This window comes from Halopseudomonas salina (genome assembly GCF_014637955.1).
Taxonomy (GTDB): domain Bacteria; phylum Pseudomonadota; class Gammaproteobacteria; order Pseudomonadales; family Pseudomonadaceae; genus Halopseudomonas; species Halopseudomonas salina.
The window spans coordinates 68,989-91,481 of the sequence record NZ_BMFF01000008.1 but is presented as its reverse complement, the minus strand read 5'-3'; the positions used below and the strand labels follow the sequence as shown (position 1 = coordinate 91,481).

The following is a 22,493-nucleotide window of genomic DNA, read 5'->3' as shown; positions in this document are numbered from 1 at the left end:
GGCGCAATAATCGACCGCACCCGTAATAAAAATGTCCATGAATTTAAAGATGGGGGCAGCGCACGGAAAAAACAAGCCGCTGAACATACTGCGATACAAGAGAGCACTGCCCACCGGTCTGCAAAAAAAACGCCCGGCCCCCTCTCGGGAACCGGGCGTCGTCAGCCAGCGGACATTATTCGTCCGGCATGGCCTTGGGTGGCTTCTCGCTTGAATCGTAGATCAGCAGCGGCTTGGCATCACCACCAATCACGTTTTCATCGATTACCACCTTGCTGACATGCTCTGCCGAGGGAATGTCATACATGGTATCGAGCAGCACATTTTCCAGAATCGAACGCAGGCCACGGGCACCGGTTTTACGTTCCAGAGCCTTGTTGGCGATCGCCTTGAGAGCATCGGTACGAAACTCCAGGTCCACACCTTCCATCTCGAACAGACGCGCGTACTGTTTGGTCAGCGCATTTTTCGGTTCAGTAAGAATCTGGATCAAGGCAGCTTCGTCAAGCTCATCCAGGGTCGCAATAACAGGCAGACGGCCAACGAATTCCGGAATCAGACCAAAGCGGACCAGATCCTCGGGCTCAACGCCCTTGAGGGTCTGACCGACCTTCTTGCCCACGTCCTGGCTGCGCACCTTGGCACTGAAACCGATACCGCTCTTTTCGGAACGGTCGCGTATGACCTTTTCCAGGCCCGAGAAAGCACCGCCACAGATAAACAGAATGTTGCGTGTGTCGACCTGCAGGAACTCCTGCTGAGGGTGCTTGCGACCACCCTGGGGCGGTACGGAAGCGACGGTGCCCTCAATGAGCTTGAGCAACGCTTGTTGAACGCCTTCACCGGAAACATCACGGGTGATGGACGGGTTATCGGATTTACGTGAAATCTTGTCGATCTCGTCGATATAGACAATACCCATCTGGGCCTTCTCTACATCGTAATCGCACTTCTGCAACAGCTTCTGAATGATGTTCTCGACGTCCTCACCCACATAACCGGCTTCGGTCAGAGTGGTCGCATCGGCAATAGTGAAGGGCACGTTCAACAGCCGCGCCAACGTCTCGGCCAGCAGTGTCTTGCCCGAGCCGGTCGGCCCGATCATCAGGATGTTGCTCTTGCCCAGCTCGACGTCGTCCTTGCCTTCGCGCTGATTAAGGCGCTTGTAGTGGTTGTACACCGCTACAGACAATACTTTCTTGGCCCGTTCCTGGCCGATCACGTACTGATCGAGGATGCCACAGATCTCCTTGGGCGAAGGCAGCTTGGCACCACTGCTTTCAGCCTGGCTTTCCTGTACTTCCTCACGGATTATGTCGTTGCATAAATCCACGCACTCATCACAGATGAATACGGAGGGGCCGGCAATCAGCTTGCGCACTTCATGCTGGCTTTTGCCGCAGAAGGAGCAATACAGCAGCTTGCCGTTGTCGTCACCCTTCCCAGTCATATCGGTCATCTAAAACCCCTGCTTACGTTCACTCTTGTCCACAAAGATGGGGGCATTAACCCCACTTTGCAAGTGCAACACTGTCAATACGGACCGGCACCCACTCTGGGAGCCAAGCCAGGCAAACCACAAGACTTTCCCCCGAAAGCATGTGGGTTGCCTTTCAGACTCGTATTACTCAGTCATTTCGCGACGATCCATAACCTTGTCGATCAACCCATAGGTAGCGGATTCTTCGGCACTCATGAAGCGGTCACGGTCGGTATCGCGTTCAATTACTTCCATGCTCTGGCCGGTATGATGGGCCAGGATACGGTTCAGCTTTTCGCGGATATTGAGGATCTCCTTGGCGTGGATCTCGAAATCCGACGCCTGACCCTGAAAGCCACCCAGTGGCTGGTGAATCATCATTCGGGAATTGGGCAACGCAAAGCGCTTGCCCGGCTCTCCCCCGGCCAACAGGAAGGAGCCCATGCTGGCCGCCTGGCCGATGCACAGGGTGCTTACGTTGGGCTTGATGAACTGCATGGTGTCGTAGATTGCCATACCCGCCGTGACTGAACCGCCGGGCGAGTTGATATACAGATGGATGTCCTTGTCCGGATTTTCCGATTCCAGGAACAGCAACTGGGCCACGACCAGATTGGCCATGTAGTCCTCTACCTGCCCTACAAGGAAGATCACACGCTCCTTTAGCAGACGAGAATAGATGTCGTAGGAGCGCTCGCCCCGAGCTGACTGCTCGACAACCATGGGCACCAGACCGCCCGCTGCCTGAATATCCGGTGGGAACTGATTGAAGCTGTTATGCGTCATGGATTGAAAGTACTCCAGTTTGGACCTGTCGCGAAAAAACGAAAGCCAGCCCTAAGGCTGGCTCACGCATTGCTTGAGTTGTTGACGATTTTACTCGTCTGCGCCGGCTTCGGCCTCGTCAGCTTCAAGGTCCTTGGCTGACTGGGCTGGCTTCACGGCATCTTCGTAGGGAACCTGCTTACTGGTCACCTGAGCCTTCTGCAAAACAGTATCCACCACTTGCTCTTCGAGCACAACCGACTGAATCTCTGCTAATTGTTGCTCGTTCTGGTAGTACCAGTTCACCACCTGTTCGGGTTCCTGGTAGGCAGATGCCAGCTCTTCAACCATGGCGCGAACGCGATCGTTATCCGGCTTGATGTCGTTCTGCTTGACCACTTCGGCAACCACCAGACCCAGAGAAACACGACGCTTGGCCTGCTCTTCGAAGAGCTCGGCGGGCAGTTGCTCCGGCTTGATGTTGGCACCACCAAACTGCTGCACTGCCTGCTGACGCAGACGGTCGATCTCGCTGCTGACAAGTGCTTTAGGCACGTCGATGCTATTGGTGGCGAGCAGACCATCCATGACCTGGGTCTTGACCTTGGTCTTGATTGCCTGGCGCAGCTCACGCTCCATATTCTTGCGTACTTCGGCGCGGAAGGCCTCGATACCACCTTCTTCGACGCCAAACTTGGCGAAAAACTCGTCATTGAGTTCCGGCAGAGCCGGAGCTGCTACGGCGTGAACCACTACGTCGAACTCGGCAGGCTTACCGGCCAGCTCGAGATTCTGGTACTCCTCGGGGAAGGTCACCTTGAGGGTCACAGTATCACCGGCCTTGGCACCTACCAGACCATCCTCAAAACCGGGGATCATGCGGCCTGAGCCCAGCACGATCTCGGTGTTATTGGCAGTGCCGCCCTGGAAGGGCTCGCCGTCAACGCGGCCGACAAAGTCGACCTTGAGCTGGTCGCCGTTTTCCGCAACGCGCTCGACGGTTTCAAACTGGGTGTTCTGCTTGCGTAGTATCTCGAGCATGTTCTCGAGATCTTCGTCACGCACGTCTGATTCAATGCGCTCAACCTTGATGTCGCCGAAATCACCCAAGGTGATCTCCGGGTAGACTTCAAAAGTAGCGATGTATTCAAAATCCTTGCCTTCGTCCAGCTCTTTGGGCTCGACACTAGGCGCGCCAGCAGGGTTGAGCTTTTCCTGCATGATGGCTTCGTAGAAAGAAGACTGGATGACTTCACCCATGACTTCCTGACGGGCGGAGCTGCCAAAACGCTTGCGAATGACGCTCATCGGCACCTTGCCAGGACGAAACCCATCGACTTTGGCGCGGCTGGCTGTCTGTTGCAGACGCTTGTTGACCTCGGATTCGATGCGGTCAGCCGGAATGCCGACAGTCATGCGGCGCTCAAGGCCGGAGGTGGTTTCAACCGAAACTTGCATGGAGAGTCCTCGTGAACGAACTGATTGATTAGTGATTTCGTAAAAGCCGGTAAGTCTAATCGCTAACGCTCAGGAAGTCATCATCAGGCACCACAGGGGTCACAATGGCGGCTTCCCGCTCCCTCCTGATCACACCCTGTTGATACTGACTTGACTGGAAAGCAGCTTGGCAAAATCCGCCAGGGGCATGGGACGATGGAAAAAATAGCCCTGGAAAACCTCACAGCCCTTCTCGACCAGCCAATCGAGCTCCTCCTGAGTCTCGACCCCTTCGGCGATACAGCGCAGCCCCAACTGCTTCGACAACTGCAGAATCACCTCCACGATTGCCGCATCACGTGCCGAAAGGGTGATGTCCCGAATAAAGCTCTGATCTATTTTCAACTTGTCGATAGGCATGGTTTTCAGGTATGCCAGTGAGCAATAACCGGTGCCGAAATCATCGATGGCCAGACGCACACCAAACTCGCCCAGCTCGTTCAACACCTGCCTAGCATGCTCCAGATTATCAATCAGCGCGCCCTCGGTAATTTCCAGCTCGATATGATCGGCGGAAAGCTCAAACTGTGACAGGGAAAGCTTGACCAGGGACACGAAACGCGGATTCTGGAATTGCGCCGCAGAAATATTGATCGCCAGACGTACCGGCTCTATTCCGGCATTGAGCCATTGCCTGATCTGCTTGCAGACTGCTCTTAACACCCAGGCGTCGATGTCAGCTATCAGCAAAGACTCCTCTGCGATCGGAATAAACACACCTGGCGGAACCAGACCGCGTTCCGGGTGATTCCATCGCAGGAGCACTTCGGCGCTTTGCACATGGCTGGAGTCCATGCGCACCTGGGGCTGGAAATAGAGCTGAAACTGATCGCTCTCCAGTGCCTGACGCATATCACTTTCCAGCTCCATCCTTTGCTGGGAGGCCGCTTGCATTTCCTGCGCATAGAATCGGAAGCTATTGCCGCCGCTTCGCTTTGCCTGATACATCGCGGTATCTGCCTGCTTCATCAAGTCATCAATTGACTGCCCGTCATCCGGAAAAATCGACACACCGATACTCATGGTGCAACGAAGTTCATGCAAACCGACACGCACCGGTTTGGGTATATTCTGGAGCAGGCGACCCACCAGCGTCATGACTTCAGTGGCGATATCAGCCTCTGGGAGAACGTCGGTAATCAATACGGTAAATTCATCCCCGCCCAGGCGAGACACGGCATCTTCGCTACGCACGCAGCTACGTATACGCTCCGCTACAGCCTGCAAGTAGATGTCACCCGCCGCATGTCCTATCGAATCGTTAATGAGCTTGAACCGATCCAGATCGATGAACAACAGCGCCACGCGCGTCTCGTTTCGGGTCGAACGTTCCAGCGCCCGGCTCAAGGTTACCTTCAGCGCAGCACGATTGGGCAGGCCGGTAAGGTCGTCAAAATGAGCCTGACGGTAGAGATCGGTTTGCCAGCGCGCGCGCGTCAGTGCAATAGACAAACGACTAACCACCTGCACCGCCCATCCGGAATTGGCGTTGGTGGCATTGGCCGGATTGCGCGTGCCCAGCAACACAAAACCGCTCAACTCGCCTGATACGCGCAAGGGAAACAGCAGCCAGGCAGAGCACGCTTCTGTGCCGGGCAGCACAGGCAGCCATGCCGGCAGATCGTCAAGCACCAAAGGCTCCTCGCCATTGCCAAGCTGCGAGAGGGTTTGCGCATACTGCTTGTGAGCGAGAATCTGGTGATCTTCCGCACTATGTGAACCGTCACCGGCTGCCTTGAGCCTGACAACCTGCTCATCCTGCATGGCAACCAGCAGCGAATCGCATTCCGGAAATGCCTGTGCCTGCACAAGCACTTCATTGACAACGTTGCGTGAATCCTTGGTAGAAAGAATAACCCGGTCAATTTCCATCAGCGCCTCACGCTGGTCGAACTGCCCGGCCAACCTCTCAGTCATGCTGTTAAAAGCCTGCGCAAGCTCCTGAAACTCATCACCACTGGTTATGACCACCTGCTTACGCAGATCACCGTCGGCCACCTGCCGGGTTGCCATGCGAAGCGACTGAAGAGGCCTGAGCACCCTGCGTAAATGACCGATGCTGAACATGAGCGCCATGAGAATCGATGCCAGAACGATCAATATCAACGTGGCCTGGAATTGCCTGGTGGTAGCAAAAAGCTGCTGCTCGGGCTGGCTGAGCACCACTGTCCAGTTTCTGTTCATGCCGATACCGTGCAGAAAAACCTCCCAGTACACCGCTCGCATCGTAGCGCCGCCCTCCTCCCACTCAAAAGAACCCAGGGACGAGTCAGCACGCGCGGAAGCAAAAGCCTCAACAAATCGGGCAGGCGGGTCGACGCTACAGAACACCACGACATCCTTACCCGCGAGAACGCATGAAAGCTTGTCGTGGGGTAATTGCTCCGGGTCCCAGAAAAACTCCGGGTGTACCCGGGCAGCCAGGTAGCTGTCTGGTGCCACTTTCAGGCTGGCAAAAAGAACGGTGGGGTTAGTCCCGAGCTGATGTATACGCATTGGCCGATCTCTCCCCTCAGAATCAGGAGCGGCCAATTGTTCATAGAGCTTTTCATGGAGCGCCTGATCTGCATTACCCGGATGCAACCAGACGGGATCACCGGCACCAACACCCCTGACAAGACGCAGTAAAACGTCATCTCCCGCAGTGTGTACCGGGTCGACCCGAAGAGATTGCGGAGTACGGGTAGCTGCAACACGCGGTAATTCGATCCCTACGCGCTGGAGCCGCTCAAACAGGTTCATACCTATATATTTGGCGTCGTTCTGCAGCTCCTTGCGGTGCTGATTTGCCATATAGTCGGACAACTGGAAAAACGTGATCGAGACGAGAACAAGAACAGGAAGGGTAACAGCCAGAAAAAAGAAGAAAAATAGCCTACGGGCTATAGGGCTACTGAACGTACGCAGATCAATGGCCATGGGCGCCCATCAATAATCAGCCGCGAGACCGACAAAGCCTCCGTCGTTCGCTCGCACTACATCATCCCTGGACTGTTTGGCGGTAAAAGGCGCTACAGAACGACCATCCTCACCCATACTGTAAAGGTCAAAATCAGTATTAACCGGCACCAGGTTCTTGTCCTTGCGCATCTTGCCCTTGCCTTGCAAACCTTCAAAACTCAAGTATTGATAAGGATTGTCCCAAGGATCCATCGCGGGCACGCCCTGCAACTGCGCAAGACTATCAGGCAGACCACCATTATTGGCCGTACGAAAGCGCTCGATCCTTACCCCAATATCGATGATGTCATTCACTGCGGTGGTTATCTTCATACGCTCGACGTACTTGCTGTAACTAGGAAAGGCAATGGCAACCAATATCCCTACGACCGCAACTGCCAGCAACAGTTCAGCCAGGGTGAAACCTTTCTTTCGCTTGAACAGCTTTGTCAAATGAACCACGTAGAGGTACCGCCAATAGGCACAGCAGAATGTAATAGCATTTTGCCATTAGCCTTCACCAATAGCTAACCACTTCGTACGCAATCGGACGGAGTGCTCACAAATGCGACGGACGACAGCTTCACGCATCGAACTATTGTAGAATAGCAGCCACAGCGCCAACCGCACGAATGCGCCGCCGAGCCGAAAAGGATGAGAATAAATCAAAGATGGTGCGGGCGGGGAGACTCGAACTCCCACACCTTGCGGCGCCAGAACCTAAATCTGGTGTGTCTACCAATTCCACCACGCCCGCTGAACAGGGGTTTCAAACAACAACGCCAGGCTGAAGCCTGGCGCTTAAAAATGGGGTGGACGATGGGTTTCGAACCCACGACACCAGGAGTCACAATCCTGTGCTCTACCAACTGAGCTACGCCCACCATTACTACCTGCTACTCGCTTCACCATACAGGCCGCATTGCGATGGTGCACCCGGCAGGACTCGAACCTGCGACCATCCGCTTAGAAGGCGGATGCTCTATCCAACTGAGCTACGGGCGCCTTGCGCACTGCCAGACACCCGAGGGTATCCTGAAATGCCCGCCATGACAGCTCTGGACTGTAAAAGCGGTGGAGCCAGATCGCCTTCCAAACCGGTCATGCGGTGTTTGTGAAGCGGGGCGAATAATACTCAGCCACCTTTCCCACGTCAACGCTTGTGTTCCAGTTTTTTTAATTATTTGAGTAAGTTAAAGAAGCTACAGCAGTTTAACCAGCGATACCCTGTATCAGCCTTTTGCCCGTCGCCCTACCGTGCGACAATTGCTACCTTCTATTGTTCGTGCCGGGAACTCAATGAACGCCAAACTCATCGACGGCAAGCAAATTGCCGCCAATATTCGTCAGGACATCGCCGCCAAGGTTACCGAACGCCGTGAACGGGGGCTGCGCGCACCCGGCCTTGCAGTCATTCTGGTGGGCCAGGATCCAGCCTCCCAGGTCTATGTCAGCCACAAGCGAAAGGACTGTGAAGAGGTGGGCTTCGTATCCCGCTCCCACGACTTGCCGGCCGAAACCTCACAGACGGATCTGTTGGCGCTGGTGGATAGTCTGAACCAGGATCCCGAGGTCGATGGAATTCTGGTGCAACTACCCTTGCCCGTCCACCTCGACGCTTCACAACTGTTGGAGCGAATTCGTCCGGACAAGGACGTAGACGGTTTTCATCCATTCAATATCGGACGCCTGGCCCAACGCATGCCAATGCTGCGTCCCTGCACGCCCTTTGGCGTGATTCGGCTTCTGCAGAGCACTGGGGTGGATTTGTATGGCCTCAATGCAGTCGTCGTTGGCGCCTCCAACATAGTGGGCCGACCCATGGCACTGGAACTACTGCTGGCAGGTTGCACAACGACCGTCACCCATCGGTTTACCAAAGATCTTGCCGACCATGTCGGGCGTGCCGATCTGCTGATCGTGGCTGTGGGCAAGCCAGGGATCGTTAAAGGCGAATGGGTAAAGCCGGGCGCGATTGTGATCGACGTGGGCATCAACCGTACAGACGATGGCCGCCTGACCGGTGACGTGGAATTTGAAACCGCCGCAGAGCGTGCCAGCTGGATTACGCCCGTGCCTGGCGGCGTTGGCCCAATGACCCGCGCATGCCTGCTGGAAAATACCTTGCACGCGGCAGAGCATCTGCACCCCTGAGCCAGCAAATCTGACCGGCACACTCCCGTGCGCCGGTCAGCCTGATGCTCTTCAGGCTCACAAGCTGGCAGTACTGCCCCCGTCAACAGGCATGTTGATGCCATTGATAAACGCAGCCGCCGGTGAGGCCAGAAAACCGACCGCATTGGCAAACTCTTCAGGTTCACCAAAGCGTTTCACCGGAATCCCCGAACGCATCCCCTCGGATACTTGCTCAACGGTACGCCCACTCGCCTGCGCCACATGACCGATCAGACTGTCCAGCCGTGCGGTCTGGGTCAGTCCGGGCAATACATTGTTAACCGTAATCCCGTCGCCACCGAGCTCTCCAGCCAGGGTCTTGGCCCAGTTCGCCATCGCCGCGCGAATACTGTTGGACACCCCCAGATTGGGGATAGGGTTTTTTACCGACGTTGAAAGCACATTGAGAATGCGCCCGTATCCTTCGCTGCGCATAGACGGCAGCAGCAGTTGCAACAGAGTCTGCGCGCTTACCAGATGTTGTGAGAACGCCGCAGCGTATGCATCAGGCTTGGCCGTATTCGCAGGCCCGGGTGCCGGCCCACCCGTGTTGTTAACCCAGATATGCAGCGGCCCTTTTTCCAGTTCGGCACGCACTGCCACTGACAAGGCAACAGCGTCGGCCGCATCAACGGCAATATAGCTGTGCGTCTGCCCATGCCCCACCGCCAGACTCTGGCAGACCCGATCAAGCTTCTCAGCCGTCCGGGCCAGCACTACGACTTCTGCCCCCTGCTCAGCCAACTGCCGCGCACAGGCCTCACCCAAGCCCTGACTGGCGCCACAGACCAGGGCGCGTTTTCCTGATAGATCGAGATTCATAAAGCCCCTCCGGGAGCTGCAAGCCTCAAGCCGCAAGCTTCAAGCTTCAAGCTTCAAGCTTCAAGCAAAACCAAAAAACCAAAAAACCAAACCAAGATCAAGATCAAGATCAAAACCTCGAGCAGGGTTTAGCTTGCCGCTTGCCGCTTGCGGCTGCTTCGTCAGAAGCACGGGGGCACCCTCACCCACCCTTCCATCAACACCCTTGCACTACGGCTCATGATCGCCTTCTTGACCACCCACTCGCCATTGATCTGCGTCGCCTCGGCACCGACACGCAGGGTACCCGAGGGATGACCGAAAACAACCGAGGTGCGATCGCCGCCTCCTGCAGCCAGGTTGACCAATGTGCCGGGAATTGCCGCAGCGGTGCCAATCGCCACCGCTGCAGTGCCCATCATTGCATGGTGCATCTTGCCCATGGATAAGGCGCGTACCAGCAGATCCACCTCACCGGCCGCGACCTGCTTGCCACTGGAAGCGATATACTCCGCAGGCGTTGCTACAAAGGCAACCTTGGGGGTGTGCTGGCGCTCGGCGGCTTCGTCGATATGCTTGATCAAACCCATTTTGACCGCGCCATAGGCTCGTATGGTTTCGAACTTCAGCAGCTCATCAATGTTGCCATTGAGCGCCTCCTGCAATTCCGTACCCTTGTAACCAACGTCAGAGGCATTGATGAAGATAGTCGGGATACCGGCATCGATCATGGTCGCCTTCAGCGTGCCAACACCCGGCACCTCGAGGTCGTCCACCAGGTTACCGGTGGGGAACATCGATCCACCGCCGCCATCCTCGTCAGCGGCAGGATCCATGAACTCGATCTGCACTTCGGCCGCAGGAAAGGTCACTCCGTCCAGCTCGAAGTCACCCGTCTCCTGCACTTCACCATCGGTTATGGGTATGTGGGCAATAATGGTCTTGCCAATATTCGCCTGCCAGATGCGCACAACGGCAGTGCCGTTTTGCGGCACCCGTGAGGCATCCACCATGCCGGAGCTGATCGCGAACGCACCCACAGCAGCGGACAGGTTGCCGCAATTGCCGCTCCAGTCGACGAATGCCTTGTCGATAGACACCTGTCCGAACAGGTAATCAACGTCATGATTCGGCTGGGTCGGTGGCGCGAGGATCACCGTCTTGCTGGTGCTGGACGTCGCCCCGCCCATGCCATCGGTCTGTTTGCCATAGGGATCGGGGCTGCCGATCACCCTTAACAGCAGGTTGTCCCGGGCCTTGCCAGGCACCTGGGCCGCTTCCGGCAAATTCTGCAAACGGAAGAAAACACCTTTACTGGTACCGCCACGCATATAGGTGGCGGGGATTTTGATCTGGGGCTTGTGAGCCATACTGTTAACCCTCGACAACTCAAGTGTATGAGAAGCATTGATTGAAATGGATCTGTGGTGGCTCCGTTGCCATCACGGCAGCCCGGACACGCTGTAAAAACCCTTCGGGGCCGGCCAGTCGATCACAGATCGACTGTCGTTCGACGGCGCGCGAAGCAGTGCTTCGCAAACGCTTGTCTCACCCCTGTACGCTCGACGATGCCCGTCCCTGGGCATCGACGGTCCGGGCCACCGTGATGGCAACTCCGCGTCGTGCCATGTGCAGCAATCAACGCTTCTCAGCAGGTATTAGTGGTCAAACTGCCCCTTCCGCCTCCAGGAAATCCTGGGCGAAGCGCTGCAGTACACCACCAGCATCAAAAATCGACACCTCTTCCTGGGTATCCAGGCGGCAGGTGACAGGCACCTCTACCCGCTCACCATTCTTGCGATTGATCACCAGCGTCATGGCGCTACGCGGCTTGATCTCGCCGGTCACGTCAAAGGTCTCGGTGCCATCGATCGCCAGGGTCTTGCGTGTCGTGCCCGCCTCGAACTCCAGCGGCAGCACGCCCATACCCAGCAGGTTGGTACGGTGGATGCGCTCGAAGCCCTCGGCTGCAATCGCCTCCACGCCCGCCAGACGCACACCCTTGGCCGCCCAGTCGCGAGACGAACCCTGACCGTAGTCAGCACCGGCAATAATGATCAGCGGCTGCTTGCGCTCCATGTAGGTTTCAATCGCCTCCCACATGCGGGTCACCTTGCCTTCCGGCTCGATACGCGCTAATGAGCCCTGTTTGACCTTGCCGTCTTCCACCACCATTTCATTCAACAGTTTGGGGTTGGCGAAGGTAGCCCGCTGGGCAGTCAGGTGATCGCCGCGGTGGGTCGCGTAGGAATTGAAGTCGACCTCCGGCACACCCATCTTGTGCAGATAGGCACCCGCGGCGCTGTCGAGCATGATCGCGTTCGATGGAGAAAGGTGATCAGTGGTGATGTTGTCGCCCAGCACCGCCAGCGGACGCATACCGGTCAACGAGCGTTCACCGGCCAAAGCACCTTCCCAGTAGGGAGGGCGGCGAATGTAGGTGCTCATGGGACGCCAGTCATACAACGGGTTGACGTTCTGCGCCTCGCGAGTGATATCGAACATGGGGATGTAGACATCGCGGTACTGCTGAGGCTTGACGCTCTGTTTGACGATGGCATCAATCTCTTCATCGCTCGGCCAGATGTCTTTCAGGGTGACCTGGTTACCGTTCTGATCGGTCCCCAACACATCCTTTTCAATGTCGAAACGAATGGTGCCGGCAATCGCATAGGCGACCACCAATGGCGGAGAAGCCAGGAACGCCTGCTTGGCAAAGGGATGGATACGGCCATCGAAATTGCGGTTACCCGAGAGCACGGCGGTAGCGTACAGATCGCGCTCGATCACTTCTTTCTGGATAACCGGATCCAGCGCGCCGCTCATGCCGTTACAGGTAGTACAGGCAAAAGCCACCACACCAAAGCCCAGTTGCTCCAGCTCGCCAAGCAAATTGGCTTCTTCCAGGTACATCTTGACCGTCTTCGACCCAGGAGCCAGGGAGGTTTTCACCCAGGGCTTGCGCAGCAGGCCCAGCTTGTTGGCGTTACGCGCGATCAGGCCAGCGGCAATCATGTTGCGCGGATTGCTGGTGTTGGTACAGCTGGTGATGGCCGCGATAATCACTGCGCCATCGGGCATCTTGCCCTCTTCGTTCTCGATCGTACCGCTGATACCCCGCGAGGCCAGCTCGGAAGTGGGAAGCAATGCGTGGGGATTGGACGGGCCCGCCATGGTGCGGGCGACGCTAGACAGGTCAAACTTGAGCACGCGCTCATATTCGGCATCCTTCAGGCTGTCTGCCCACAAGCCGGTTTCCTTCGCGTACTGCTCGACCAGCTTGACCTGGTCATCTTCACGGCCGGTCAGCTTGAGATAGTCGATGGTCTGTTCGTCAATATAGAACATCGCAGCGGTGGCGCCGTACTCGGGCGTCATGTTCGAGATAGTCGCGCGATCGCCAATGGTCAGCCGGCTTGCGCCTTCGCCATAGAACTCAAGATAAGCACCCACCACCCGCTCCTTGCGCAGGAAGGCGGTCAGAGCCAATACCAGGTCGGTACTGGTGATGCCGGGCTTGAGCTTTCCAGTCAGTTCTACACCGATGATGTCGGGCAGGCGCATCCAGGAGGCCCGACCGAGCATGACGCTTTCAGCTTCAAGACCGCCAACACCCACCGAGATCACGCCCAGTGCATCGACCATCGGCGTGTGACTGTCGGTACCTACACAGGTATCGGGGAAAGCCACACCGTCCGCGATCTGGATCACCGGAGACATTTTCTCCAGGTTGATCTGGTGCATGATGCCGTTACCCGGCGGGATCACATCGACGTTCTTGAAGGCGGTCTTGGTCCAGTTGATAAAGTGGAAACGATCATCATTGCGGCGGTCTTCGATGGCGCGATTCTTCTCGAAGGCATCTTCCTCAAAGCCCGCGTGCTCGACGGCCAGGGAATGGTCGACAATCAACTGGGTCGGCACCACTGGATTGACCTTGGCCGGGTCACCACCCTTTTCGGCGATCGCATCACGCAGTCCGGCCAGGTCGACCAGTGCGGTCTGGCCCAGAATGTCGTGACACACCACACGGGCCGGAAACCAGGGAAAATCCAGATCACTGCGGCGCTCGATAAATTGTTTGAGCGATTCGGTGAGCATATCCGGCTCACAGCGGCGCACCAGGTTTTCAGCGTGGATGCGCGAGGTATAGGGAAGCTTGGCATAGGCGCCGGACTGGATGGCATCGACCGCTTCGCGGGTATCGAAGTAATCAAGGTCGGTGCCGGGTAGAGACTTGCGGTATTGGGTATTCATGGCATCAGGACTCGTCAGGTAATCAGTAGCTGGAGCCAGCTGTTTTGCCGTTACTCCAGAACACCGGAAACCCTGACTTTGAGAGTTGAGCGTTGGCGGGGTTGAGGATCGACCGGGCTGGACACGCTGTAAATACATCCTTGTACGCTCGACGATGCCCGTCCCTGGGCATCGACGGTCCAGCCCAGTCGATCCTCAACCCCGCTAGCCGGCATCAGTGCTCAGTCAGCGTTTCCTCATTGCATTCTTCTTCAGCGCTTCTCGATCGGCTCGACCGTACGCGGCTCAACACCCACATACTCGGCACTCGGACGAATAATGCGGTTATCCGCGCGCTGCTCCATCACGTGGGCGGCCCAGCCGGTCAGGCGGCTCATCACGAAGATTGGTGTGAACAGCTTGGTCGGTATGCCCATGAAATGGTAGGCAGAAGCGTGGAAGAAATCGGCGTTGCAGAACAGCTTCTTCTCGCGCCACATGACTTCTTCACAGCGTACCGACACAGGATAAAGCACGGTATCGCCCACATCCTTCGACAACTTTTCGGACCATTGCTTGATGATCTCGTTGCGCGGGTCGCTGGTGGCGTAGATCGCGTGGCCAAAGCCCATGATCTTCTCCTTGCGCTCGAGCATGCCCATCATCTCTTTCTCGGCATGTTCCGCGCTGGTGAAGTTCTCGATCATGTCCATCGCCGCCTCGTTGGCGCCGCCATGCAGCGGACCACGCAGGGAGCCGATGGCGCCGGTGACACAGCTGTGCATGTCGGACAGGGTCGAGGCACAAACGCGGGCAGTAAAGGTAGAGGCGTTGAATTCGTGCTCTGCGTACAGGATCAGCGACACGTTCATGGTCTGTTCATGCAGTGCGTTGGGCTTCTCGCCGCGCAGCATGTGCAGGAAGTGTGCGCCAACCGAATCGTCGTCGGTATTCTCGTCGATACGTACACCATCGTGGGTAAAGCGGTACCAGTAGCAGATGATCGAAGGGAACACTGCAAGAAGGCGGTCGGTTGCGTCCTGCTGTTGGCTGAAGTCAGCTTCCGTTTCCAGATTGCCGAGCATCGAGCAGCCAGTGCGCATCACATCCATCGGATGGGCGTCTTTCGGGATGCGCTCAAGCACTTCCTTCAGCGCCTGGGGCAAGCCGCGCAAGCTCTTCAGCTTGCTCTTGTAGGCGTCGAGTTCGGATTGGGTCGGCAGTTCACCCTTGAGAATCAGGTGCGCCACTTCCTCGAACTGACAGTTGGCCGCCAGGTCCTTTACGTCATAACCGCGATAGGTCAGGCCCGAACCGGTCTGCCCTACTGTAGACAATGCAGTCTTGCCCGCTACCTGGCCACGCAGGCCCGCGCCACTCAGTTTCTTTGCTTCAGCCATATTCATTCTCCTTCTTGTCTTTTGCCCGGTCTGCTGTGCAGAACAGTTCAGGATTTTTTCTGTGCGAAGAGTGCGTCGAGCTTCTGCTCGAAATCGTGGTAGTTGATGCGCTCGTACAGCTCCATACGAGTTTGCATGGTATCGATGACATTCTGCTGGGTACCGTCGTTACGGATAGCGTTGTAGACATTTTCCGCGGCCTTGTTCATCGCGCGGAAGGCAGACAGCGGATACAGGACCAGGGAGACGTCGGCACCGGCCAGCTCGTCGGTAGTAAACAACGGCGTGGCGCCAAACTCGGTGATATTGGCCAGGATCGGTGCATTTACCTTGGAGGCGAACAGCTTGTACATATCGAGCTCGGTAATGGCTTCGGGGAACACCATATCCGCACCCGCTTCAACGCAGGCTGCTGCGCGGTCCAGTGCCGACTCCAGGCCTTCGACGGCAAGCGCATCAGTACGCGCCATGATTACGAAGCTGTCATCGGTACGCGCATCCACGGCAGCCTTGATGCGATCAACCATTTCCTGCTGGGTGACGATTTCCTTGTTCGGACGATGACCGCAGCGCTTGGCCCCCACCTGATCTTCGATATGAATGGCGGCAGCACCAAACTTGATCATCGACTTGACCGTGCGCGCTACGTTGAAGGCGCTGGAGCCAAAACCGGTATCCACATCCACGAGCAGGGGCAGGTCGCAGACATCGGTAATACGACGCACGTCGGTCAGCACATCATCCAGGCCGGTAATGCCCAGATCGGGCAAGCCCAGGGAACCGGCAGCGACACCACCGCCGGACAGGTAAATGGCCTTGAAACCGGCACGTTTGGCCAGCAGGGCATGGTTGGCGTTGATCGCACCAACTACCTGCAAGGGATGTTCTTCGGCAACCGCATCACGGAAACGTTGACCTGGGGATTTGGACATCAGACAGATTCTCCTGGGGAAGTGACGGCGCTGCCCTGCTCGTGCATGCGGCGCTCGATATTGCGGCGTGAGGCGCTGATATGACGGCGCATCAGCATTTCCGCGAGTTCACCATCACGATCAGCGATGGCTTCAATAATTCGGTGATGTTCGGCGAACGCCTGCTGCGGGCGTTTGGGCGTGGATGAATAGCGGTAGCGATACATGCGTACCAGGTGATACAGATCGCCAAGAAGCATGTCACTGAGGGCCTTATTCTTGCTGCCACGTATAATCACGTAATGCAGATCCAGGTCCCCTTCCTGTTGGTAGTAGGACTTGTTGGCCTGCAAACCGCTGTGCTTTTCATGGGTGGCAAGCACGTCACGCAGCGTGGCGATCTCGTCGTCGGTCATATGCTCTGCAGCCAACCTGCAGGCCATGCCTTCCAGCGCTTCGCGCACATGGTATAGCTCGATGAGTTCTTCATAACTCAGGGACACCACGCGAACACCGGCATGGGGGATCCGGACAACCAGGCGTCGACCCTCGAGACGACGAATTGCCTCGCGCAGCGGGCCCCGACCGATACCAAAGGTCGTGGATAGATATTGCTCGCTGATTCGTGTTCCGGGCGGTATCTCACCCTTCACAATCGCTGTCTGAATGCGCTGAAAAGCACCATCGGATAGCGTCAGCGCCGGCGAGTCCGTTTCAACATCCGTCATCACACCAACCTTGTAGACAATACAATGTATTCGACACTGCAATTTGCCGAATTTTGCGCTTCAAATTAACCGATTGTCAACAATCCTCAGCATCGACCTTGGTCGATACCTGACAGAGCGCCCATCCGCCACATCTGCCACAGGTTACAATGCCCATTACGAGCCGGCCGGAGGGCATGCTAAGATGCCACTCGTCGGTTGCGTCCTGCCAGGAATAAGCGCGCCGCGCTCCAATCTTGCTGCCGAGAACACTATGCAATCGATCAATACGCACTTAAAAATTCTGATCGCCATACTGGTCTGCCTGGGTATCGCCATTACCGGCTATCAGATCTACGTTATGGAAATCCCGCTCACCGAAGATGAAACAGACGCCATTTGGAGTCTGGATGCAAAACTCGAATTCGAGGCAACCAAGGGTGTTCCGGTCAAGGCGCAGATGTTTATCCCTCCCCTGGCTCAGGATTACGTCAGCCTCAACGAGAGCTTTATTTCCAACAACTATGGCGTCAGCATCAACCAGCAGAACAACAACCGGCGGGTTACCTGGTCGGCACGTCGAGCTACCGGCACCCAGGCGCTTTACTATCGCCTGGTCCTGACCCAGCGCTACAGTAGCGAGCCTCCAGCTGCCGCGATGCCGCCACTGCGTGATCCGATTGTGCTCGAAGGAGCCGAGCAGGTGGCCGTCAACGCGCTGATCAGCCCGATCAGACAGCATTCCGCTGACATCGAGACCTTCATCAGTGAAGCGATCAGCCGCGTCAACGACATTACTGACGACAACGTCAAGCTGCTGCTGGGCGGTGACACCTCGCCGATAGCCAAGGCCCGCGTGATCGATGTCCTGTTGGCCCAGGCACGCATCCCGCTGGAGCTGGTGCATACCATTCGACTCGAAAACCTGCCGAACCAGCAACCTGAGCTCTGGCTGCGAAGCCACAACGGTGAAAGCTGGCTCTACTTCCATCCTGAAACCGCCCAGCAGGGTATCCCGGAAAATCGTCTGGTCTGGTGGACGGGTACCGAACCGCTATTCGACATTGATGGGGGCCGTCGGGGTCAGTTGACCCTGACCGTGACCAACAGCGAAATGAACGCACTGCGTCTGGCGGAAATGACCAGCGACAGCGGTGCATCACAACTTCTGGAATATTCGCTGTATGGCCTGCCCTTGCATGCCCAGCAGGTGTACCGCGTGATGATCATGATTCCAATCGGCGTGCTGGTCATTCTGTTGCTGCGCAATATCATCGGCATCCAGACCCTGGGTACCTTCACCCCAGTGCTGATCTCACTCGCATTCCGTGAAACCCAGGTCGGCTGGGGCATCGTGCTCTTTACCCTGATTACTGCGCTGGGTCTGTCGCTGCGCTCCTATCTTGAGCACCTGAAGTTGCAGATGCTGCCCCGGCTGTCGATTGTGTTGACCTTTGTTGTGATCATCATCGCCATCATCAGCCTGTTCAGCCACAAGCTGGGCATTGAAAGGGCTCTGTCGGTATCGCTGTTCCCCATGGTCATTCTGACCATGACGATCGAGCGTCTCTCTATCAACTGGGAAGAACGTGGCGGCGGCCATTCCTTCAAGGTCGCGCTTGGCACCCTCGTGGCGGCCACCCTGGCGCACCTGTTGATGACCATTCCGGAACTGGCGTATTTCTTCTTCACCTTCCCGGCCACGCTGTTGATTCTGGTCGCGTTCATGCTCGCCATGGGCCGTTACCGCGGTTACCGCCTGACCGAACTGATGCGCTTCAAAGCGCTGACCAAACAGGGCTGAGGAAAAACCATGTTCTTCTGGAAAACCTGGAAAACGTTGCAGGCCAATGGCGTGATGGGCATCAACCGGCGCAATGCTGACTACGTGCTCAAGTACAACAAGCGCCATTTGTATCCGGTAGTGGACGACAAGATTCTGACCAAGGAGCGGGCCATCGCTGTGGGCATCAACGTGCCTGAGATGTATGGCGTTATCGAAACCGAGAAGGATATTGACCGGTTTGACGAGATCGTCAAGGACCGGCGGGATTTTGTCATCAAGCCGGCCCAGGGGGCTGGCGGTGATGGCATCATCGTTATCGCCGACCGCTTCGAGGGCATGTACAAGACCGTTTCCGGCAAGATCATCAGCCGCGACGATATCGGGCACCACATTTCCAGCATCCTGTCTGGCTTGTATTCCCTGGGGGGGCACCGCGATCGCGTACTGATCGAGTACCGCGTCACGCCAGATCCGCTGTTCAAAGGCATCAGCTACGAAGGCGTGCCGGACATTCGCATTATCCTGTTGATGGGCTATCCGGTGATGGGCATGCTGCGCCTGCCTACTCGGCAGTCGGGCGGCAAGGCCAACCTGCACCAGGGGGCCATCGGCGTCGGCGTGGATCTGGCTACCGGCCTGACTCTAAAGGGCACCTGGCTTAACAACAAGATCAGCAAGCATCCGGATACCACCAATCCAGTGAATGGTGTGCAGCTACCTGACTGGGACGGATTCATGAATCTGGCCGCCTCCTGTTACGAGCTGTCCGGGCTGGGCTACATTGGTGTTGACCTGGTCCTGGATGAAGAGAAAGGCCCGCTGATCCTCGAGCTCAATGCGCGACCCGGCCTGAATATCCAGATCGCCAACGATGCAGGGCTTACCCACCGCTGCCACATGGTCGAGAGGCATCTGGCTGCGCTGAAGAAAACTGGCCGCACTGAAACGGTTGCCGATCGAGTGGCCTATGCGCAGCGGCATTTTGGCCCACCCGCCTCTATTGCGGATCTTTCCGACAAGGGGACTGGCGCTCCGGCATGACAGCTCAGGAACAGGGTTGCTATCTGCTGACGGAATTGCCGTACCAGGGCGACCCAATACCCCGGTTGAATGCGGTTCGGGTGTTGGGTCAACCCGTGCTACTGGATTCGGCGGCCGGGATAGAGCGCTTCGCACGGTTCAGTATTCTCGCCGCCGGCCCCCGGCGGATCATCTCCCCCTCGCCCGGGGAGTCAGGAAAGTCAGTTCTTTCCCGTTTGCGCGGGGCACTCTCAGAGCTTCCGCCAGCAGCCTGGCCGGACGATATTTCCCTGCCCTTCGGAGCCGGCGCGCTGGGGTTTATAAGCTACGACTTCGGTCGGCTGCTTGAAGTATTGCCCACCGGGTCAACCGCCGATATCAGCCTGCCATTGCTGGAAATGGGGATCTATGCCTGGAGTGTGATAAGTGACCACTCGACCCGACGTTGCTGGCTGGTCTGTCACCCCGACATCACTTATGCCGAGCGTAAGCGAGTTCAGTATCTGCTCGACAGCGAACCAGAGGAACCCGGCCCGTTTAAACTCCGGGCCCCTTTCCAGCCTGAGCAAAGTAGCGATGCCTACCAACGCTCATTCAGACGCATCAAGGATTACATCCATTCCGGCGACTGCTACCAGATCAACCTGGCTCAGCGCTTTAGTGCCCGTTGCAGTGGCGACGCCCTGCAGGCCTATCGACAACTGCGTGCTGCGTGCCCGGTGCCCTTCGCCGCTTACATTGAAAGTGCTGACCACAACCTTCTGTGCCTGTCACCAGAGCGCTTTCTGAGCGCCCGCAACGGCGCAGTGGAAACCCGGCCAATCAAGGGCACGCGAGCCAGAGGCGCCAACGCAGAAGAGGATGCGGAACTCGCTCGGGAACTGCAGGCATGCCTGAAGGACCGTGCCGAGAATCTGATGATTGTCGATTTGCTACGCAATGACCTGAGCCGCTCCTGCGCGCTGGGCAGCGTGCGGGTACCGGAATTGTTCAAACTGGAAACCTATCCGAACGTCCATCATCTGGTCAGCAGCGTCACCGGCCAACTGGAAGCGAAGCACGATGCCTTTGATCTGGTTGCCGCATCCTTCCCCGGCGGCTCGATCACTGGAGCGCCCAAGATCCGTGCCATGCAGATTATAGAGGAGCTGGAGCCGGTCAGACGCAGCCTTTACTGCGGCAGCATCGGCTATATCGGATGCGAAGGCCAGATGGACCTGAACATCGCCATCCGCAGCCTTGTACACCAGGACGACACCCTCTATTGCTGGGGCGGCGGAGGAATTGTCGACGATTCTGAGGGCGAAGCCGAATACCAGGAAACCCTGACCAAGGTCAGGGTGTTGATGGAGGCGTTGGAATAGAGCGGCTATCTCAGCCCCGCTTAGCGAAAATTGGCTTGGACATTTGGGCATGCATGCCAAAAATTCAGAGTCTGCGAGCTCCCAGCCTGGCGGAATTACGAAAGACGCCGTAAATCCATCCATGGAGGCTTGTCAGAAACGTCCCTGTTTCAGACACTTTCTCCACCCCGCCAGGCTGTGCGCTCAACCGGCAACGGAGTGATGCGGGGGTCTGCTGTCCAAAGTCAAAAACCAGATCTGCGCGCCCTAACCACCCGTAACTCCCGCAGCTCACATCCGGTCATTCCCGCGAAGGCGGGAATCCATTCGGACTCTCAAATAACATCGAGCCTGGAACGCGATTTCTCAGCGCATCCGAACCAGACAATGGATCCCCGCGTTCGCGAGGATGACGGCGGCCGGCGGACCGCATCGAGCTGGTTGCCTGAAATACTCAGTCGCTCAGTCGCTCAGTCGCTTCCACTGTAGCTCCTGACCCTTACTTCGTCCCTCCAGCCTCCTCCCCGTCATTCCCGCCTCCTCCCTGTCATTCCCGCCTCCTCCCTGTCATTCCCGCCTCCTCCCAGTCATTCCCGCGAAGGCGGGAATCCATTTTGACTTTCGGGTTAAACCAGAGCAAACCAGCCGTTCAGAGACTCAGAGGCCGATTCGACGCCTTGATGAACTCTTTCTTAAGTTCTTCGAAGGTATGCACCGCAGGGAACTGCGGGAACTCGGCGATGACGTTATCTGGCGCGTGGAAGAGGATGCCAGCGTGGGCTTCAGAGAGCATGGTGGTGTCGTTATAGGAATCACCCGCAGCAATTACCCGATAATAGAGGCTCTTGAACGCGAGCACGGACTGACGCTTGGGGTCCTTCTGGCGCAACTGGTAGTCCACAACACGGTCATTCTCGTCGGTAATAAGGCGGTGACACAGCAATGTTGGGAAACCCAGCTGGCGCATCAAGGGCTGAGAAAATTCGTAGAAGGTGTCAGACAGAATCACCACCTGGAAACGCTCACGCAGCCAGTCCACAAACTCCGGCGCACCGTCCAGTGGCTTCAGAGTTCCGATCACTTCCTGAATGTCGCCCAGTTTGAGGCCATGCTCATCCAGAATACGCAGGCGTTGCTTCATCAACACATCGTAATCGGGGATATCCCGGGTGGTTGCACGCAGCTCGGCAATACCGGTTTTTTCAGCAAAGGCAATCCAGATTTCCGGAACCAGTACACCTTCAAGGTCTAGGCAGGCAATTTCCACAGGTTACTCCGTGTCGGCAAGAAGAAAATGAGCAGTCAAGTTGGCGCCACAATCTACCTTTTGTCCCACCGGCACGCAATGGTGAGCAAGCAGAAGCCCCTGTTTTCATAGCTATAAGGCATAAAACTATAACTAAATAAAAGAGGATGGACTAAGACTGCTTTG

The 22,493-nt window shown here is 56.8% G+C and carries 16 protein-coding genes and 3 tRNA genes; 4 read left to right on the top strand and 15 right to left on the bottom strand.

What is annotated here, in order from left to right; genetic code table 11:
* Positions 1-175: 175 nt before the first annotated feature.
* The 8 genes from clpX to IEV54_RS15580 form a co-directional block, all read right to left on the bottom strand.
* Positions 176-1,459 (bottom strand): ATP-dependent Clp protease ATP-binding subunit ClpX, encoded by a 1,284-nt coding sequence (gene clpX / locus IEV54_RS15615; RefSeq protein ID WP_150279072.1) that lies wholly within the window; start codon positions 1,457-1,459, stop codon positions 176-178.
* Between the two features lie 165 nt (positions 1,460-1,624).
* Complete coding sequence (gene clpP, locus IEV54_RS15610) at positions 1,625-2,266, bottom strand: ATP-dependent Clp endopeptidase proteolytic subunit ClpP (protein ID WP_150279071.1); 642 nt, start codon at positions 2,264-2,266, stop codon at positions 1,625-1,627.
* 90 nt (positions 2,267-2,356) lie between these two features.
* Positions 2,357-3,703, bottom strand: coding sequence for a trigger factor (gene tig, locus IEV54_RS15605; RefSeq protein ID WP_150279070.1), 1,347 nt, complete (start codon positions 3,701-3,703; stop codon positions 2,357-2,359).
* A gap of 129 nt (positions 3,704-3,832) precedes the next feature.
* Positions 3,833-6,661, bottom strand: a complete 2,829-nt coding sequence (locus tag IEV54_RS15600; RefSeq protein WP_150279069.1) for a putative bifunctional diguanylate cyclase/phosphodiesterase — start codon at positions 6,659-6,661, stop codon at positions 3,833-3,835.
* A gap of 9 nt (positions 6,662-6,670) precedes the next feature.
* Entirely contained in the window at positions 6,671-7,144 is a 474-nt protein-coding gene (locus IEV54_RS15595) for a prepilin-type N-terminal cleavage/methylation domain-containing protein (RefSeq protein WP_150279068.1), read from the bottom strand.
* 210 nt (positions 7,145-7,354) lie between these two features.
* A tRNA-Leu gene (locus IEV54_RS15590) sits at positions 7,355-7,439 on the bottom strand.
* Positions 7,440-7,490: 51 nt separating this feature from the next.
* Positions 7,491-7,566: transfer RNA gene (locus tag IEV54_RS15585), tRNA-His, on the bottom strand.
* Positions 7,567-7,610: 44 nt separating this feature from the next.
* A tRNA-Arg gene (locus IEV54_RS15580) sits at positions 7,611-7,687 on the bottom strand.
* Between the two features lie 294 nt (positions 7,688-7,981).
* Between IEV54_RS15580 and folD the strand changes: the two genes are divergently transcribed.
* Positions 7,982-8,836: a bifunctional methylenetetrahydrofolate dehydrogenase/methenyltetrahydrofolate cyclohydrolase FolD gene (folD, locus tag IEV54_RS15575; protein ID WP_150279067.1), complete on the top strand. Its 855-nt coding sequence runs from the start codon at positions 7,982-7,984 to the stop codon at positions 8,834-8,836.
* Between the two features lie 57 nt (positions 8,837-8,893).
* Here folD and IEV54_RS15570 read toward each other — a convergent pair whose 3' ends face one another.
* From IEV54_RS15570 to IEV54_RS15545, 6 genes are all read right to left on the bottom strand, one after another.
* Positions 8,894-9,679 carry an SDR family oxidoreductase gene (locus IEV54_RS15570; RefSeq protein ID WP_150279066.1) on the bottom strand — a complete coding sequence of 262 codons (786 nt, stop codon included), beginning with the start codon at positions 9,677-9,679 and terminating at the stop codon, positions 8,894-8,896.
* 161 nt (positions 9,680-9,840) lie between these two features.
* The gene (gene prpF / locus IEV54_RS15565) at positions 9,841-11,028 is read right to left on the bottom strand and encodes a 2-methylaconitate cis-trans isomerase PrpF (protein WP_150279065.1); all 1,188 of its coding nucleotides are present in this window, start codon (positions 11,026-11,028) and stop codon (positions 9,841-9,843) included.
* Positions 11,029-11,323: 295 nt separating this feature from the next.
* Positions 11,324-13,915, bottom strand: a complete 2,592-nt coding sequence (gene acnD, locus IEV54_RS15560; RefSeq protein ID WP_150279064.1) for a Fe/S-dependent 2-methylisocitrate dehydratase AcnD — start codon at positions 13,913-13,915, stop codon at positions 11,324-11,326.
* Between the two features lie 251 nt (positions 13,916-14,166).
* Complete coding sequence (prpC, locus tag IEV54_RS15555) at positions 14,167-15,294, bottom strand: bifunctional 2-methylcitrate synthase/citrate synthase (protein WP_150279063.1); 1,128 nt, start codon at positions 15,292-15,294, stop codon at positions 14,167-14,169.
* 47 nt (positions 15,295-15,341) lie between these two features.
* A complete protein-coding gene (gene prpB / locus IEV54_RS15550; protein ID WP_150279062.1) occupies positions 15,342-16,226 on the bottom strand; it encodes a methylisocitrate lyase in 885 nt (294 codons plus the stop codon).
* A complete protein-coding gene (locus IEV54_RS15545; RefSeq protein WP_150279061.1) occupies positions 16,226-16,933 on the bottom strand; it encodes a GntR family transcriptional regulator in 708 nt (235 codons plus the stop codon). Before IEV54_RS15545 ends, prpB begins: the two co-directional genes overlap by 1 nt.
* A gap of 253 nt (positions 16,934-17,186) precedes the next feature.
* On the opposite strand from IEV54_RS15545, the gene rloB reads away from it, so the two are divergent.
* Genes rloB through pabB form a run of 3 tightly spaced genes read left to right on the top strand, consistent with a single transcriptional unit; the run spans position 17,187 to position 21,082 of the window.
* Complete coding sequence (rloB, locus tag IEV54_RS15540) at positions 17,187-18,716, top strand: osmotic stress tolerance membrane protein RloB (protein ID WP_150279060.1); 1,530 nt, start codon at positions 17,187-17,189, stop codon at positions 18,714-18,716.
* 9 nt (positions 18,717-18,725) lie between these two features.
* Positions 18,726-19,739 (top strand): alpha-L-glutamate ligase-like protein, encoded by a 1,014-nt coding sequence (locus tag IEV54_RS15535; RefSeq protein ID WP_150279059.1) that lies wholly within the window; start codon positions 18,726-18,728, stop codon positions 19,737-19,739.
* Positions 19,736-21,082 carry an aminodeoxychorismate synthase component I gene (gene pabB / locus IEV54_RS15530; RefSeq protein ID WP_150279058.1) on the top strand — a complete coding sequence of 449 codons (1,347 nt, stop codon included), beginning with the start codon at positions 19,736-19,738 and terminating at the stop codon, positions 21,080-21,082. Before IEV54_RS15535 ends, pabB begins: the two co-directional genes overlap by 4 nt.
* 628 nt (positions 21,083-21,710) lie before the next feature.
* On the opposite strand, the gene thrH is transcribed toward pabB, so the two are convergent.
* The gene (gene thrH / locus IEV54_RS15525; protein WP_150279057.1) at positions 21,711-22,328 is read right to left on the bottom strand and encodes a bifunctional phosphoserine phosphatase/homoserine phosphotransferase ThrH; all 618 of its coding nucleotides are present in this window, start codon (positions 22,326-22,328) and stop codon (positions 21,711-21,713) included.
* Positions 22,329-22,493: the final 165 nt, after the last annotated feature.